Source organism: Paraburkholderia aromaticivorans, assembly GCF_012689525.1.
In the GTDB taxonomy this organism is placed as follows: Bacteria; Pseudomonadota; Gammaproteobacteria; order Burkholderiales; family Burkholderiaceae; genus Paraburkholderia; species Paraburkholderia aromaticivorans_A.
The window spans coordinates 3,043,777-3,058,810 of record NZ_CP051516.1; the positions used below are offsets into that span (position 1 = coordinate 3,043,777).

Consider the following 15,034-nt stretch of genomic DNA (forward strand, 5'->3'; position numbering starts at 1 on the left):
CATTTCCTCGCCGTATTCCATCGCGGCGAAGCGACGCAGCGCGTGCTGCGCACCGGCATCTCGTCGTATAAACCCAACCCGGAGCAATTCATCGTGAAAGGATCCGGAGCACACCGCTCGCGTGTGTGGCCTGTTTGCGCCGTTCTTGCGGGAGCGCCACTCGTCGTCGGAGTTGCCACACCGGGTGTCGTCCATGCGCCAAGCGAAGGCCTCGGCAAACGGCCGCGTCTAGCGCAGCGGCGCTATCGCCAGCTCGGCCGGCGGGCAGAGCGGGCGGTGGCTTAGGCGGCGGAGGTGACGTCGGTGAATGTCACTTCGGCCGCAACCGTTAAGCAAAAAAAGGAGTCTGATAATGCGTCTATTCTCACGCGGCAAGCCGCCCGCCCGCGTACTGACACTTGCCATCGCGCTCGGCACCACCGGCACACTGCTGCTGGCGCCGGCACTGCTGATCAGCACGATCCCTGCGCATGCCCAGAGCGTCTATCCCAGCGCGGACGACGCGGCCAATGCCTTCGTCGAAGCCCTCGCGCGCAACGACGACGACGCGCTCAAGCGTGTACTGGGCGGCGATTTTCATCGCGTCATTCCAACCGAAGGCATCGGCCAGGACGACATCTATCAGTTCCTCGGCGAATGGTCGAAAAACCATCAGATCGTGGCGGATCCGGTCAACGACAAGGGGCGCGTCACCGCGCATCTGACGGTCGGCTACAGTGGTTGGACCTTGCCGATTCCGCTCGTGCGATCGGGCAAAGGTTGGCGTTTCGATCCACCCGCAGGACGCGACGAGATGCTGACACGGCGCATCGGCCGCAATGAACACACTGCGATTCTGACCTCGCTCGGCTACCTGGATGCGCAAGACGACTATCGCAATCTGACCCAGCACTACGCACAACGCTTCGTCAGTACGCCGGGACAGCACAATGGCCTGTACTGGACGACAGCGCCCGGCGAAGCGGAAAGCCCGCTCGGACCGCTCGCCGCCACCATGCCCACGGGCATTCAGCCCGGGCAGGCGTATCACGGCTATCACTTCCGCATTCTCACGGCACAAGGGCCGCACGCTAAGGGCGGCGCCAGGAACTACGTCGACAACGGCGTGCTGAGCAAAGGGGTCGCGCTGATCGCGTCGCCGGGTGACTATGGCAGGACCGGCGTGATGAGTTTCATCGTCAACCAGGACGGGCAGGTCTATCAGAAGAACCTCGGGCCGCGAACCGCGCGCGCGGCGGCAGCCATCACGGCATTCGATCCGGGCTCGGGTTGGCAGGCGGTCCAGCCTTAGCCGTCGCGTTCGACAGTCTTGCTTCCGCCCGCCGCGCCAAGCGACGGGCGCGGCCCCGAACACGCAGCTGGCGGCGCACCCGTTGCCGCCGCCGTTCGAACCGGGCATCCGTGCCCACCCTGTGAGGCACGCACGGCCCGCGTCCCCACTGCGGCCACACAGCCTGGAATCCGTACGCGGCGCGCCAGGCAGGGCCGGTATAATGGCGCACTTTGCAGCGCCGCTTAACCCCGATTCGCGCCGCGCGCTTTTCACGTGCCGACCCATTCCCGTTGAAAAGCGCCATCGCGCGCGGCATGCACAAGCGTCTGCGCCCTGCCCCGCTTCCCAAACTGCCCATCTCGACCCGACCATGACTGCCAAACTGATCGACGGCCTAGCCCTTTCCAAGACCCTGCGCGCCGACGTCGCCGCGCGCGCCGCCGCCCTCACCGCCCGCGGCCATCAGCCGGGCCTCGCGGTGGTGCTGGTCGGCGACAATCCGGCCAGCGAAGTCTACGTGCGCAACAAAGTGAAGGCGTGCCACGACAACGGGCTCGGCTCGTCGTTCGACCGCTATCCGGCCGACCTGCCGGAAGCCGACCTGCTCGCGCGCATCGACGAACTGAACCGCGACCCGCGCATTCACGGCATTCTGGTGCAATTGCCGCTGCCGCCGCATATCGACAGCCACAAGGTGATCGAGGCGATCGCGCCGGAAAAGGACGTCGACGGCTTTCACGTCGCCAACGCCGGCGCGCTGATGACCGGACAGCCGCTGTTCCGCCCGTGCACGCCGTACGGCGTGATGAAAATGCTCGCCGCTCACGAGATTCCGCTGCAAGGCGCGAACGCCGTGGTGATCGGCCGCTCGAACATCGTCGGTAAGCCGATGGCGCTGCTGCTGCTCGAAGCGGGCGCGACCGTCACGATCTGCCACAGCAAGACACGCGATCTGGCCGCTCACACGCGCAACGCGGATGTCGTGGTCGCCGCCACCGGCTTGCGCAACATTCTCACGGCGGACATGGTGAAGCCGGGCGCGGCGGTGATCGACGTCGGCATGAATCGCGACGAAGCCGGCAAGCTGTGCGGCGACGTCGACTTTGCGGGCGTCAAGGAAGTGGCCGGCTACATCACGCCGGTGCCGGGCGGCGTCGGTCCGATGACGATCACCATGCTGCTCGTCAACACGATCGAAGCCGCCGAGCGCGAAGCGGCGGCGAACGCATAAAGCGGCAGGAGAAAAGCCGGCGAAGCATCGTCGCCGGCAGCGAGACCTTCCGGCACTGGCGTCGCGCCGGGGCATCCACATCCATCGGCGCAGAACGCGCGCCTCCTACCTCAGCGCATCTCAGCGCACGGCTTGATCGCTGGCGGGCATCCCCGCGGCTAGCGGCGTCGATGGGCGCGCCAGACGCCCGCGGCACCACTTCAGCACCGGGCGCTCCACGAAGTGCCACGACAGCGCCGCGCACAGCAGAATAAACGGCGCGGCGATCAACACCGCCGTCACATGGTTCAACTGCGGCGCGATGTTCGCAACGCATTGCTGCACCATGAAGCCGTACAGATAGATGCCGTACGAGTAATCGTGACGCGGTACGAAGCGCCGCAGGAGCGGCGTCGTCCCGATCCACAGCACGCCGTACACGAACGCCAGATAGAACAGCGGCTGCGCGCCGGCCGTGTCGCGGAACACCAGAAACACCATCGTGAACGCCAGCGCCGTCAAACCGTTGATGTCAATCCGTTCACGCCAGCCATACAGCAGCATGCCCAGCATGAAAAACGGCTCCGGCCAGAACGAATAGCCGTCGGGCGTTTCGCTGAAATCTCGCAAGCCGATCTGCCAATGCGCGTGATCCACGTGCAGCATGAATGTGGCGCAACCGAGCGCGGCCGCAAGCACCACGCCGCGCGAGCTGGACAGCAAACCCACCATGCCGGTCACGAGCACGAGCAGATAGCAGCGCACTTCGACCGGCAGTGTCCACAGCGGTCCGCAGATGTCGACGGGATAGCGGTTGTGCTCGAACACGCCGGGCAGCGCCCAGCCGCTTGACCGCACGATGGTCGAGAAGTTGTCGAGGTTGGCCCACGTCATGCCGGAGGCGAAATACTCACGCAGCGGCAGCGTCGTGAAAAGCGGACCGACGATGAACACCGTCACCAGCGACCCGGCCGCCACCGCCGGCCACAGCCGCGCGATGCGCAACACGGCGAAGCGCGGCACCGAGCGTTGCCGGCCGAAGCTGGCGGTCACCAGCATGCCGCTCAGCAGGAAGAAGGCGTAGACGCCCAGCGCGCCGAAACCGTCGAAACCCAGCGCGTTCTGGACCCAATCCGTGCTGCCGTCGGGCGCCTGAAGCACATACGAATGGCCATACACGACGGCAATGGCGGCGAGCAGCCGCACGAGATCGAAATTATTGCCCTTGTGCGCGAGAGCGTCCGAAAGCGGATTCATCGATACCTCTTTGCAAAAAACGCCGCTGACCGATAGCGACGCTCCACATTGCCGCATAGCAGCAATCGGCACCGTGCGTTTTCGCACAGAGCGCGACGGCGAAATTCCGCGCGCGTAACGCCCGGCCGCGATGGCGCGCTCGCGCACAGGGCCGCGACATCTGATAATTTGTCTGCCGACGGATTGGAATCAACGCGCCCTGCCCCAATAATGTCTGTATCGGCTGTTATGGGGCGTCATAGCGCGCGCCCCGAAGGCAGTCCCCTTGGGGGACGCCCGTCGATGCACCGATTACCCGTTCACTCGCGTCAGACAGGAAGCCTCATGTCCACTACCGCCTCGAATCACGACAATCCGCTCCTCGATTTCTCCGACCTGCCGCGCTTTGGCGAAATCCGCCCCGAACACGTCACGCCCGCCCTCGATGTGCTGCTCGCCGACGCGGCCGCCGCCGTCGAGCGCGCCGCCCAGCCGATCACGCCCGCCTCGTGGGCCGACGTGGTGGAACCGGTCGAGCGCGCCACCGAACCGTTGTCGCGCGCCTGGAGCGTGGTCGGCCATCTGAACGCCGTCGCCGACACGCCTGAGTTGCGCGCCGTGTATGGCGAGAATCTGCCGCGCGTCACCGAGTTCTGGTCGAGCGTCGGCCAGAATCTCGCACTGTATGAGAAGTACAAGGCATTGAATGCGAGCGCCGATTTCGAATCGCTGACCGGCGAGCGCAAGAAGATTCTCGGCAATGCGCTGCGCGATTTCCGCCTGTCCGGCGCGGAATTGCCGGAAGACCAGAAACCGCATTTCGCCGAATTGCAGGAACGCCAGGCGGCGCTCTCGAAAGCGTTTTCCGATCACGTGCTCGATGCGACCAACGCTTACGCTTATATCGTCGAAGCCGGCAATGAGGCGCAACTGGCCGGCTTGCCCGAGGACGTCGTCGAAGGCGCGAAGGAAGCGGCCGAACGCGAAGGCAAAACCGGCTACAAGTTCACACTGCACTTCCCGTCGTATTTCCCGGTGATGCAATACTCGGAAAATCGTCCGCTGCGCGAAGCGATGTATCGCGCGTATGTCACGCGCGCTTCCGAGCTCGGCCCGCAATACGGCAACGGCAAGCCCGAGTGGGACAACACCGCCGTGCTCGCCGACCAGCTGAAACTGCGCGCCGAAGAAGCGCACATGCTCGGCTTCAACAACTTCGCCGAAGTCTCGCTCGCGCCGAAAATGGCCGAGTCGCCCGCCCAGGTGATGAGCTTCCTCGAAGACCTCGCCACGCGTGCGCGTCCGCATGCCGAGCAGGACTGGAAGGAACTGCGCGAATTCGCCGCCAACGAGCTCGGCATGAGCGAACTGCAGCCGTGGGACATGACGTTTGCCGCTGAGCGTCTGCGTCAGAAGCGCTATTCGTTCTCCGAGAACGAAGTCAAACAGTACTTCCCGGAAGACGCCGTGTTCAAGGGGCTTTTCAAGGTCACGGAAACACTCTTCGGCGTGCGTATCCGTCGCGACGACGCGGCCGTGTGGCATCCGGACGTGCGCTTTTTCCGCGTCGAGAATCAGGACGGCGGCCTCGTCGCGCAGTTCTACCTCGATCTGTATGCGCGCGAAGGCAAACGCGGCGGCGCCTGGATGGACGATGCGCGCGGCCGTCACAAGCACACGCACGGCAGCGTGCAAACGCCGGTCGCCTATCTGACCTGCAACTTCTCGGCGCCGGTCGGCGGCAAGCCCGCCTGCTTCACGCACGACGAAGTCATCACGCTGTTCCACGAGTTCGGCCACGGCCTGCACCACATGCTCACGCGCGTCGATGAACTGGGCGTGTCGGGCATCAACGGCGTCGAGTGGGACGCGGTCGAACTGCCGTCGCAATTCATGGAGAACTTCTGCTGGGAGTGGGACGTGTTGAGCGACATGACCTCGCACGTCGAAACGGCCAAGCCGTTGCCGCGTGATCTGTTCGACAAAATGCTCGCCGCGAAGAACTTCCAGAGCGGTCTGGGCACGCTGCGTCAGATCGTGTTTTCGATGTTCGACATGCAATTGCATACCGGCTTCGACGCGTCCGGCACCAAGAACGCCACCGAACTCGCGAGCGAAATCAACGAGCGCTTCCATGTCGTGCCGCAGGCGCCGTTCTCGCGTTGGCCGAATACGTTCAGCCATATTTTCGCGGGCGGTTATGCGGCGGGCTACTACAGCTACAAGTGGGCTGAAGTGCTCTCCGCCGATGCCTACGCGGCATTCGAAGAAGCGGCGCAAACGGCGAGCGGCAGCGTGCTCGATCAGGCGACCGGCCTGCGTTATCGCAAGGAGATTCTGGAAGTGGGCGGCAGCCGCCCGGCGATGGAATCGTTCAAGGCGTTCCGCGGCCGCGAGCCGAATATCGATGCCTTGCTGCGGCACAACGGCATGTCGCCGGGCGCGGCGCATTGATCGGTTGATACAAGCGTTGGCGCTCTGCATGCGCCGATAAAAAACCGGTGACCTGCGTTAAGCAGACACCGGTTTTTTTGTTTCGCGCGAGCCTCGCTGCAATCAGCCGCGATGCAATTTGAAGTCCACTTGCGACGGACGGCCTTCGAGCGACAGCGCCGCGCGCGCAGCCGGCGCGCGGCTCACCACCTTGCCGCGGCTCACCACCGCAAGGCGCGCGGCGCGCAGGCGGATTGCTTCCACCGGATCGCGCGCGTCGAGCAGCACCAGATTGGCCGCGCATCCCGGCGCGATGCCGTAGCCTTCCAGACCGAGAATGCGCGCGGCGTTCACCGTCACCGCGTCGAAACAGGCGCGCATGCCGTCGACGCCCGTCATCTGCGCCACATGCAAGCCCATGTGCGCGACTTCGAGCATGTCGCCGGAGCCGAGGCTGTACCACGGGTCCATCACGCAATCGTGGCCGAACGCGACGTTGATGCCGGCCGCCATCATCTCCGGTACGCGCGTCATGCCGCGCCGTTTCGGATAGGTGTCGCTGCGGCCTTGCAGCGTGATGTTGATCAGCGGATTCGCGATTGCCGCGACGCCCGACTCGCGCATCAGCGGCAGGAGCTTGCTGACGTAGTAGTTGTCCATGGAATGCATCGAGGTCAGATGCGAACCGGCGACACGCCCGTGCAAACCGAGCCGGTGCGTTTCGGCCGCGAGCGTCTCGATGTGCCGCGACATCGGATCGTCCGATTCATCGCAATGCATGTCGACGCGCAAGCCCTGCTCCGCCGCGTACTCGCACAGGAGCCGCACGGACTGCGCGCCGTCGGCCATGGTGCGCTCGAAATGCGGAATGCCGCCGACCACGTCCACGCCCATCGCAATCGAGCGCTTGAGGTTCTCGAAAGCGCCCGGGCTGCGCAGCACGCCGTCCTGCGGAAAGGCCACCAGTTGCAGGTCGAGATACGGCGCGACGCGGCGTTTCACTTCGACCAGCGCCTCGACCGCGAGCAGGCGCGGATCGCACACATCCACGTGGCTACGGATGGCCAGCAATCCGCGCGCAACGGCCCAGTCGCAATACTGCAGCGCGCGCTCGATCAGCGCCTCCTGCGTCAAATCCGGCTTCAGTTCGCCCCATAACGCGATGCCTTCGAGCAGCGTGCCCGACGCGTTCACGCGCGGCAGACCGTACGAGAGCGTCGCGTCCATATGGAAATGCGGATCGACGAACGGCGGCGTGACGAGCGAGCCCGCGGCGTCGATTTCTTCGCGCGCGTTGGCGGCCAGATTCGGCTCGACCGCAACGATGCGCCCTGCTTCCATGCCGATGTCGACCGGCTCTTTGTGTTGCGGCGCGGCGCCTGGCGGCAGCATCGCGCGGCGGATGATCAGATCCATCTATCGCTCCCTTTGACCCCGTCCTGATTGATTACGATTCTATCGGCGTCAGAAAGCGCGTGGCGGCGATTTTGTTCGACGTTTTTTCATCTGGGCGTACCGGCGAGCGGCGCGCGATCCGTACCGGCAGTGCATCGCGTCGCCCGCCTATACTCGCCCGACAGACGGTCGATGCCGCGCCGTCATCCACTCACGGAGCAAGCGTATGAAAACGATCGGCGTGATCGGCGGGATGAGCTGGGAATCGTCCACCGAGTACTACAAGCTCCTCAACCGCTACGCCAAGGCGCGCCTGGGCGGCCACCACAACGCCCGCAGCCTGATGCTCACCGTTGACTTCGCGCCGATCGAAGCGAACCAGCGCGCGGGCGACTGGAACGCGCTCGGCCAGCAGATGGCCGACGCCGCCCGCCAACTCGAACGCGGCGGCGCCGATCTGGTGATGCTGGCGACCAATACGATGCATCGCGTGTACGAGTCGATCGAAGCGGCGATCGACGTGCCCTTCCTGCATATCGCCGATCCGACCGGCAGCGCGCTGCGGGCGGCAGGCATTGAGCGGGTGGGCTTGCTCGGTACGCGCTATACGATGGAGCAAACTTTCTACACGGGGCGCCTGCGCGAGCGCTACGGCCTCGAGACAGTGATTCCCGACGAAGCCGAACGCGCAGACGTGCATCGCATCATTTACGACGAACTGTGTCACGGCAAAGTGAACGACGCTTCGCGTGCGGTGTATCAGCGTGTGATCGAAGCGCTCGCCGCGCGTGGCGCGCAGGCGGTGATTCTCGGCTGCACGGAGATTACCTTGTTGATCAAGCCGGAAGATTCCGCGTTGCCCGTGTTCGATACGACTGCGTTGCATGCGCAAGCCGCAGTGGAATGGGCGATTGATTGGGAGTGAAGGTCGATGCGCGCGTGTGCTTCAACGCATGTGTGCACGGATGCCGCAGAAGTTAAAAAACCCGCGTGGCTTGCGCCAGCGGGCTTTCAACAATGCTTGGTTGCGGGGGTAGGATTTGAACCTACGACCTTCGGGTTATGAGCCCGACGAGCTGCCAGACTGCTCCACCCCGCGTCAGAGAAAACGGATTGTATAGAGATGTTCGCAAGACGTCAAACGATCGCGCGAATTATTTCACGCTCGCGAAACGACTCACAGATCCTGGACCGTTGCACCTTCCACCTTGCCGTCGATGATATCCGCGCCGTACTGACTTGCGCTGCGTTTAGCCACGCCGAAATCGGAGAACGTGAGCGGCAACACGAGACGAAATACGCGGCTCGCCTTCGAGCCGCTGATCGCGCCCGGCCGGCAGACGCGCACCGCGACGTCGTAGCCTTCGGAGTGGCGCTTGTGTCCGTCGAACTTGTCGAATGCCCGCGAAAACACCAGCGGATGCACTTCGAAGTCCTTATAAAGAGCTGGGTAAAGTTCGGCCATGATGCCTCCCCGATGCGCAAAAGTGCGAGTGTGAGTGGTCTCACTATACGCCGCGGCTTGGGCGCTTCGCGCTTTTATTTTCGATGCCGAGACGGGGCCATTTTCACCGCCGTCTCGTCCGCGCGATAAGATGCGGGACTATCGGAATCACGCAAGCTTGTGAGAATGTCATGAAAATCGCCACCTGGAACGTCAACTCCCTCAAAGTCCGCCAGCAACATGTGATCGACTGGCTCGAAACCAGCGGCACCGATGTGCTGTGCCTCCAGGAACTGAAGCTGCCGGACGAAAAATTCCCGCGCGCCGAACTCGAAGAGAAAGGCTACCGCAGCTGGTTCGCTGGCCAGAAGACTTATAACGGCGTCGGCATTCTGGTGCGCGGCGGCCTGACGGTCGACGAAGGCAGCATCGTGCGGAACATTCCGGGCTTTGAAGATCCGCAGCAACGCGTGATTGCCGCGACCATCGAAGGCGTGCGCATCATCTCCGCGTATTTCCCCAACGGCCAGGCGCCGGGCACCGACAAGTTCGCGTACAAACTGCGCTGGCTTGCTGCGCTGCACGACTGGATCGCGAGCGAGATGGCGTCGCATCCGAAGCTCGCGCTGCTCGGCGACTACAACATCGCGCCGGAAGATCGCGACGTGCACGATCCGAAAGCCTGGGAAGGCCAGAACCTGGTGTCGCCCGAAGAACGCGCTGAGTTCGTGCGGCTGATCGAACTCGGTCTCGTCGATGCATTTCGCCAGTTCGAGCAGCCGGAAAAGATCTATTCGTGGTGGGACTACCGGATGATGGCGTTCCGCCGCAACGCGGGGCTGCGCATCGATCACATCCTGCTGTCGAAGGCGCTAGCCGACGTGTGCTCATCGTGCGACGTCGACAAGGTGCCGCGCAAGTGGGATCAGCCGTCGGACCACGCGCCGGTCGTCGCGCAGCTCGTCTGATCGTTCGTCATCACGTCAGGCTACGTTGACTGGTTCAACGTACGCCACAGGAACTCGAACACCATCGCATCATGCTCGGCCTGCTCCAGTTCATCGGAGCCGCCGTGCCCGCCTTCCGTATTCTCCCGATACCAGACGTGGTCCGCGCCCAGCGCCTGCATGCGCGCGGCCATCTTGCGCGCGTGGCCTGGATGCACACGGTCGTCGGCCGTCGATGTAGTGAACAGCACAGGCGGATACGCAACATTCGCTGACACGCGGTGGTACGGCGAGTAAGCGGCCAGCATGCCTGCATCATCGGGTTCGTCGGGATCGCCGTATTCGTCGATCCATGATGCGCCCGCGTGCAGCAGGTGATAGCGGCTCATGTCGAGCAAGGGCACCTCACACACCACGGCGCCGAACAGATCAGGGCGCTGCACCATGCACGCCGCCACCAGCAGACCGCCGTTGCTGCCACCCTGAATGCCGAGTTGCGCGGCGCTCGTCACGCCCGTGTCGATCAGCGCCTCGGCCACCGCGATGAAATCGTCGAATGCGCGCTGGCGATGCTCGCCTTGCGCGGCCGTATGCCAGCGCGTGCCGAACTCGCCGCCGCCGCGAATATGCGCGACCACATAGACACCGCCGCGCGCCAGCCAGCCGATGCCTTGCCCGGTGAGATAGCTCGGCAGCAACGGAATCGCAAAGCCGCCGTAACCGCTGAGCAGACATGGGCGCGCGTGTGGTTGCGCATCGCGCGGGCCGACGATGGTGTACGGCACGCGCGTGCCGTCCGCGGAAACTGCGTGACCGCGCGTGACGGCGAACTGCGTCGCGTCGAATTGCGTCGGCCAGCGGTCGAGCAATTCCCATTCGCTCAGATCGTCGCGCGCGAGGTCGGCGAGCCAGTACGCAGGCGGCTGCAGATAATCGTCGGTATCGACGAATACTTCGTCGTCGAGCGTCGGCTCGACGGGCGACACGTCGGCTTGCGCGTCGTCGCGCGTTGGAAAGACACGCTGCTGCCAATGCCACGCCTGATCGTCGGCTTGCGACGGCGTCAACAGCAAGGTCTTGTTCCGCACGTCTTCCAGGTACGACACGATCAGGTGGTTGAGCGTATGCGTCCACTCGCAGGCCGAAGTTTGCGGCGTCGGCGTGAATAGCGGCAGCACGTCGCGCTCGCCGCGCAGGAACGCATCTTCGCGAATCGCCAGCAACGCGCCGCCTGGATAGTGCACGCCATTGCAGTCCCAATCGAGCCGCGGCTCGAGCAACAGCCAGCCTTGCCAGCCGCTCACCGCGACGTGCGACGGCACCTCGTAGCGGCGCCATGCGTCGACGGCACCCTGGGCACCATCGAGGTAATAGGTCTGCGAATCGAAGAAATCGACGCTGCTCACCACCGTATGCCGTTGCTCGACCGGATCGTAGTGCCCTTCCACGCCGATGTCGCCGAACGCGCCCTTGAACATCACGGGCGCGTCGGCAAGCGCGGTGCCGCGCGTCCAGCGTCGCACTTCGCGCGGATAACCGGAACGCGTCAAGCTCTTGCGGCCGTTATCCCAGCCGACGTAAAGCGTGTCCCGATCGATCCACGTCGCCGTGTGCTTGCCGGCTTTCGCGATCACAAAACCGGCGTCGACAAAACGTCGCGCGTCGATTTCGAACTCGCGTACCACGAGCGCGTCCGAGCCGCCCGGCGACAGCGTGATCAGCGCGCGGTCGCCGTCGGGATAAAGAATGTCTAGCTCGACACACACCCAGGGCGTGCCTTCGGCGGCGCCGAGCGCGTCGAAGTCGAGCAGGTTTTTCCACTCCGGTTTGCCGCCACGCCATGCTGCCCACGTCGTGCGCCGCCAGATGCCCTTGGGATTGCGCTCGTCCTGCCACAGGTCGTAAGCCCAGTCCTTCCAGCGATCGGGAATCACTGGTCGTTCGCGCGGCAGATAGGCGTCGGCGAGCCGCTGCCTGAGCGAGGCGAATTCCGCGCTGCTGCACCACGCGGCGCGCGTGCGCGCGTTCTGCTGTTCGACCCACGCGAGCGCGTCAGGGTCGTCGAGCGCTTCGAGCGACAGGAAGGGATCGGGGGAAAGCGGCCAGGAGAAAGGAGCGGTGAGAGGGGGAGGTGCGGGCATCGTCGGCTGTCAAATGAAAACAGCGTTGATTATGCCTTGTGGCAGCCGTCGACTCGCGTGACGAGCTGCCACTCGACGCTCACGGCTCGAGATTGAGCTCCTGAATCTTGCGCGTGATGGTATTGCGGCCGATCCCGAGACGCTCCGCCGCTTCGACCTTGCGTCCACGCGTGAAGTCGAGCGCTTCGCGAATCACGGCCGCTTCGAAACGGCGCGCGAGTTCGTCCATGACGTCCGCCGCATTCTCGCGCAACATCCGCGCGACTTCGGTGCGCAAGCCGCCTTCCCAGGCGCTGACGGTAGTCGCGACGGGCATGCCGCCCACCGCGGCCGGATGCGTTGCGGCAGTTGCACCGTTGACCGGCGCGCCGCCTGCGAGACTCGCATCTCCCGCGCCGATCGCCCCACCGCCGCCACCGGTCAGATCGGTCACGCCGGCTTGCGCGGGCCCGAGATCAGGCGGCAAGTCCTTGATCTCGATGGTCTGCGCCGGCGCCATCACCGTGAGCCAGTTGGCAAGATTCTCCAATTGACGCACATTGCCCGGAAACGGCAGCGACGCGAGATAAGCCAGCGCCTCTTCGGACACGCGCTTCGACTCGACGCCGAGATCGTGCGCGCTCTTTTGCAGGAAGTGGCGCGTGAGCAGCGGAATGTCTTCGCTGCGCTCGCGCAAAGCCGGCAAGCGCAAGCGAATCACGTTGAGGCGGTGATACAAGTCCTCGCGGAACAGACCCTGACGCACGCGCGATTCGAGATTCTGGTGCGTCGCCGCGATCACGCGCACGTTGGCGCGCAACGGATTGTGGCCGCCGACGCGATAGAACTGCCCGTCCGACAGCACGCGCAACAGACGCGTCTGCAAATCGAACGGCATATCGCCGATTTCGTCGAGAAACAGCGTGCCGTTCTCGGCCTGTTCGAAGCGGCCCTGACGCATGGCCTGCGCGCCGGTGAACGCACCGCGCTCGTGACCGAATAATTCGGATTCCAACAGATCCTTTGGAATCGCGGCAGTGTTCAGCGCGATGAAGGGACCGTTCGCGCGTGGGCTATGTCGGTGCAACGCACGCGCGACCAGTTCCTTCCCGGTGCCTGATTCGCCGGTAATGAGCACGGTTGCCGCGGAATGGGACAAGCGGCCGATCGCGCGGAACATGTCCTGCATCGCCGGCGCCTGGCCGAGCATTTCCGGTGCTTCGGTGACGCGTTCGTCCCACGTCTGTTCGCCGCGCATGCTTTCGTCCACGGCACGGCGAATCAGTTCGACGGCCTTGTCGACGTCGAACGGCTTGGCGAGGTATTCGAACGCCCCGCCCTGGAATGCAGCGACCGCGCTATCCAGATCCGAGAACGCCGTCATGATGATGACGGGCAAGCCCGGCACCTTGTCACGCACGGTTTGCAGTAATTCGAGGCCGGAGCCGCCAGGCATCCTGATGTCGGACACCAGCACCTGTGGGCTGTCGTGATCGAGCGCGGCCGACGCTTCGCGCACGTTCGCGAAGCTGCGAGTCGCGAAGTTTTCGCGGGCCAGTGCTTTTTCGAGCACCCAGCGAATCGATTGATCGTCGTCTACTATCCAGATCGGCTTCATATGGGTCGGTCAGAAGTCTTGAGTACGTTTGGGTACGTATGGTGTTAGCAGTCGAGCGGCAGCAGAATCTGAAACTCGGTGTGACCCGGGCGGCTATCCACTTCGATCAAACCATCGTGCTGTTGCACGAAGGTCTGCGCGAGCGTCAGTCCAAGACCGCTTCCGTCCTCGCGCCCCGACACGAGTGGATAGAAAATGCGGTCACGGATTTCTTCGGGAATGCCTGGGCCGTTGTCAGTGATATGCAAGTCCAGTGCCAGCTTACATAAGCGTTTCGACACCGTAATCTTGCGCGCAATGCGGGTGCGCAATTCGATCCGCGCATCGCCTTGCGAAATACGTTCGCGCAACGCTTCAGCCGCGTTGCGCACGATGTTCAGGAGCGCCTGGATCAGTTGCTCCTTGTCGCCGCGCAGGTCCGGCACGCTCACGTCGTAATCGCGCTCGATGGTGAGGCCGCGCGGAAACTCCGCGAGAATCACCTGGCGCACACGCTCGCATACCTCGTGGATATTCACGTCGCCGACGATATGCGGATGACGGTGCGGCTCCAGCAGTCGGTCGACCAGCGTTTGCAGCCGGTCCGATTCCTTGATGATCACCTGCGTGTACTCGCGCAATTCATCGCGCTGACGCTCGCCGAGTTCGAACTCGAGCAGTTGCGCCGCGCCGCGAATGCCGCCGAGCGGATTCTTGATTTCGTGCGCGAGATTGCGGATCAGTTGCTTGTTGACCGCCGTGAGGTCGTTGATGCGCTCCTCGCGGTCGGTGCGTAAATGCCGCTCGTTCTCGAACAGTTCGAGCAGCACGTAGTCTTGCGCGCCTTCCAGGAAACCGACGATCGCATGCACGTGCAGCGGCTCGTGGCCCGGACGCTCGAGCACGGCGTCCAGATGCGTCGCGTGAAAACGGTGGGCGGCGATCGCGGAAATAGTCGCGACCAGTTCGTCGGCATTCGAGAAGATGTCCGGCCACGCCATCTGCGTCAATTGCCGGCGCGAGAGTTCCAGCATCGACTCCGCCGACGGATTCGCAAACGCGACGCGCAGCGTGCGCTTTTCGAGCACCAGCACGACCGTCGGCAACGCCTCGAAGCCCGGCAGCAAACCGGAACTGACGAGTTGAGCGTCGTCCGAGAGCGCCTGCTCGTGCCCTTTCCTTGCCTTGATCAGATTCTTAAGAACCATCTTGCAGTCTGGCCGATAGGAGATGGTGATAAAACGGTGATGCGCTTATTGTGTTGCTCATTGCCTTGCCCGCGAGCCGCAAACGTTATGCACGGCCTAACGAAAAAGGGACGGCGCCGCCGTCCCTTCGTGACCGATCGCGAGCGTCGGGCAAAGCGCTTCGCCGTGTGA

The 15,034-nt window shown here is 63.9% G+C and carries 11 protein-coding genes and 1 tRNA gene; 5 read left to right on the top strand and 7 right to left on the bottom strand.

Annotated features, from left to right (window positions below; translation table 11 throughout):
- Nucleotides 1-349: 349 nt before the first annotated feature.
- Together HF916_RS41870 and folD are read left to right on the top strand one after the other, a co-directional pair.
- Entirely contained in the window at nucleotides 350-1,291 is a 942-nt protein-coding gene (locus tag HF916_RS41870) for a DUF2950 domain-containing protein (protein ID WP_431311468.1), read from the top strand.
- 352 nt (nucleotides 1,292-1,643) lie between these two features.
- Nucleotides 1,644-2,504, top strand: a complete 861-nt coding sequence (gene folD, locus HF916_RS41875) for a bifunctional methylenetetrahydrofolate dehydrogenase/methenyltetrahydrofolate cyclohydrolase FolD (RefSeq protein ID WP_168794537.1) — start codon at nucleotides 1,644-1,646, stop codon at nucleotides 2,502-2,504.
- A 120-nt stretch (nucleotides 2,505-2,624) separates the two neighbouring features.
- On the opposite strand, the gene HF916_RS41880 is transcribed toward folD, so the two are convergent.
- The gene (locus HF916_RS41880) at nucleotides 2,625-3,740 is read right to left on the bottom strand and encodes an acyltransferase family protein (protein ID WP_168794538.1); all 1,116 of its coding nucleotides are present in this window, start codon (nucleotides 3,738-3,740) and stop codon (nucleotides 2,625-2,627) included.
- A gap of 324 nt (nucleotides 3,741-4,064) precedes the next feature.
- Here HF916_RS41880 and HF916_RS41885 point away from each other — a divergent pair, with 324 nt between their 5' ends.
- On the top strand, nucleotides 4,065-6,173 hold the full coding sequence (locus tag HF916_RS41885) for a M3 family metallopeptidase (protein ID WP_168794539.1): 2,109 nt from the start codon (nucleotides 4,065-4,067) through the stop codon (nucleotides 6,171-6,173).
- Nucleotides 6,174-6,275: 102 nt separating this feature from the next.
- Here the strand turns inward: HF916_RS41885 and HF916_RS41890 are convergent, their stop codons facing one another.
- On the bottom strand, nucleotides 6,276-7,568 hold the full coding sequence (locus tag HF916_RS41890; protein ID WP_168794540.1) for an amidohydrolase family protein: 1,293 nt from the start codon (nucleotides 7,566-7,568) through the stop codon (nucleotides 6,276-6,278).
- Nucleotides 7,569-7,773: 205 nt separating this feature from the next.
- Between HF916_RS41890 and HF916_RS41895 the strand changes: the two genes are divergently transcribed.
- Nucleotides 7,774-8,472 carry an aspartate/glutamate racemase family protein gene (locus tag HF916_RS41895; RefSeq protein WP_168794541.1) on the top strand — a complete coding sequence of 233 codons (699 nt, stop codon included), beginning with the start codon at nucleotides 7,774-7,776 and terminating at the stop codon, nucleotides 8,470-8,472.
- Between the two features lie 97 nt (nucleotides 8,473-8,569).
- Here the strand turns inward: HF916_RS41895 and HF916_RS41900 are convergent.
- Nucleotides 8,570-8,646 (bottom strand) — tRNA-Met (locus HF916_RS41900).
- 78 nt (nucleotides 8,647-8,724) lie between these two features.
- A complete protein-coding gene (locus HF916_RS41905; RefSeq protein ID WP_106279408.1) occupies nucleotides 8,725-9,012 on the bottom strand; it encodes a hypothetical protein in 288 nt (95 codons plus the stop codon).
- A gap of 170 nt (nucleotides 9,013-9,182) precedes the next feature.
- Between HF916_RS41905 and xth the strand changes: the two genes are divergently transcribed.
- A complete protein-coding gene (gene xth / locus HF916_RS41910) occupies nucleotides 9,183-9,959 on the top strand; it encodes an exodeoxyribonuclease III (protein ID WP_168794542.1) in 777 nt (258 codons plus the stop codon).
- A 20-nt stretch (nucleotides 9,960-9,979) separates the two neighbouring features.
- Here xth and HF916_RS41915 read toward each other — a convergent pair whose 3' ends face one another.
- The 3 genes from HF916_RS41915 to glnL form a co-directional block, all read right to left on the bottom strand.
- Entirely contained in the window at nucleotides 9,980-12,079 is a 2,100-nt protein-coding gene (locus HF916_RS41915; RefSeq protein WP_168794543.1) for a prolyl oligopeptidase family serine peptidase, read from the bottom strand.
- Between the two features lie 79 nt (nucleotides 12,080-12,158).
- Entirely contained in the window at nucleotides 12,159-13,676 is a 1,518-nt protein-coding gene (ntrC, locus tag HF916_RS41920) for a nitrogen regulation protein NR(I) (protein WP_168794544.1), read from the bottom strand.
- Nucleotides 13,677-13,720: 44 nt separating this feature from the next.
- Nucleotides 13,721-14,863 (bottom strand): nitrogen regulation protein NR(II), encoded by a 1,143-nt coding sequence (gene glnL / locus HF916_RS41925; protein WP_168794545.1) that lies wholly within the window; start codon nucleotides 14,861-14,863, stop codon nucleotides 13,721-13,723.
- Between the last annotated feature and the right edge of the window lie 171 nt (nucleotides 14,864-15,034).

Bases quoted from the DNA above. Each gene is read 5' to 3' on its own strand.
- folD (WP_168794537.1), top strand. From the start codon at position 1,644: ATGACTGCCAAACTGATCGACGGCCTAGCCCTTTCCAAGACCCTGCGC.
- HF916_RS41880 (WP_168794538.1), bottom strand. From the start codon at position 3,740: ATGAATCCGCTTTCGGACGCTCTCGCGCACAAGGGCAATAATTTCGAT.
- HF916_RS41885 (WP_168794539.1), top strand. From the start codon at position 4,065: ATGTCCACTACCGCCTCGAATCACGACAATCCGCTCCTCGATTTCTCC.
- HF916_RS41890 (WP_168794540.1), bottom strand. From the start codon at position 7,568: ATGGATCTGATCATCCGCCGCGCGATGCTGCCGCCAGGCGCCGCGCCG.
- HF916_RS41895 (WP_168794541.1), top strand. From the start codon at position 7,774: ATGAAAACGATCGGCGTGATCGGCGGGATGAGCTGGGAATCGTCCACC.
- HF916_RS41905 (WP_106279408.1), bottom strand. From the start codon at position 9,012: ATGGCCGAACTTTACCCAGCTCTTTATAAGGACTTCGAAGTGCATCCG.
- xth (WP_168794542.1), top strand. From the start codon at position 9,183: ATGAAAATCGCCACCTGGAACGTCAACTCCCTCAAAGTCCGCCAGCAA.
- HF916_RS41915 (WP_168794543.1), bottom strand. From the start codon at position 12,079: ATGCCCGCACCTCCCCCTCTCACCGCTCCTTTCTCCTGGCCGCTTTCC.
- ntrC (WP_168794544.1), bottom strand. From the start codon at position 13,676: ATGAAGCCGATCTGGATAGTAGACGACGATCAATCGATTCGCTGGGTG.
- glnL (WP_168794545.1), bottom strand. From the start codon at position 14,863: ATGGTTCTTAAGAATCTGATCAAGGCAAGGAAAGGGCACGAGCAGGCG.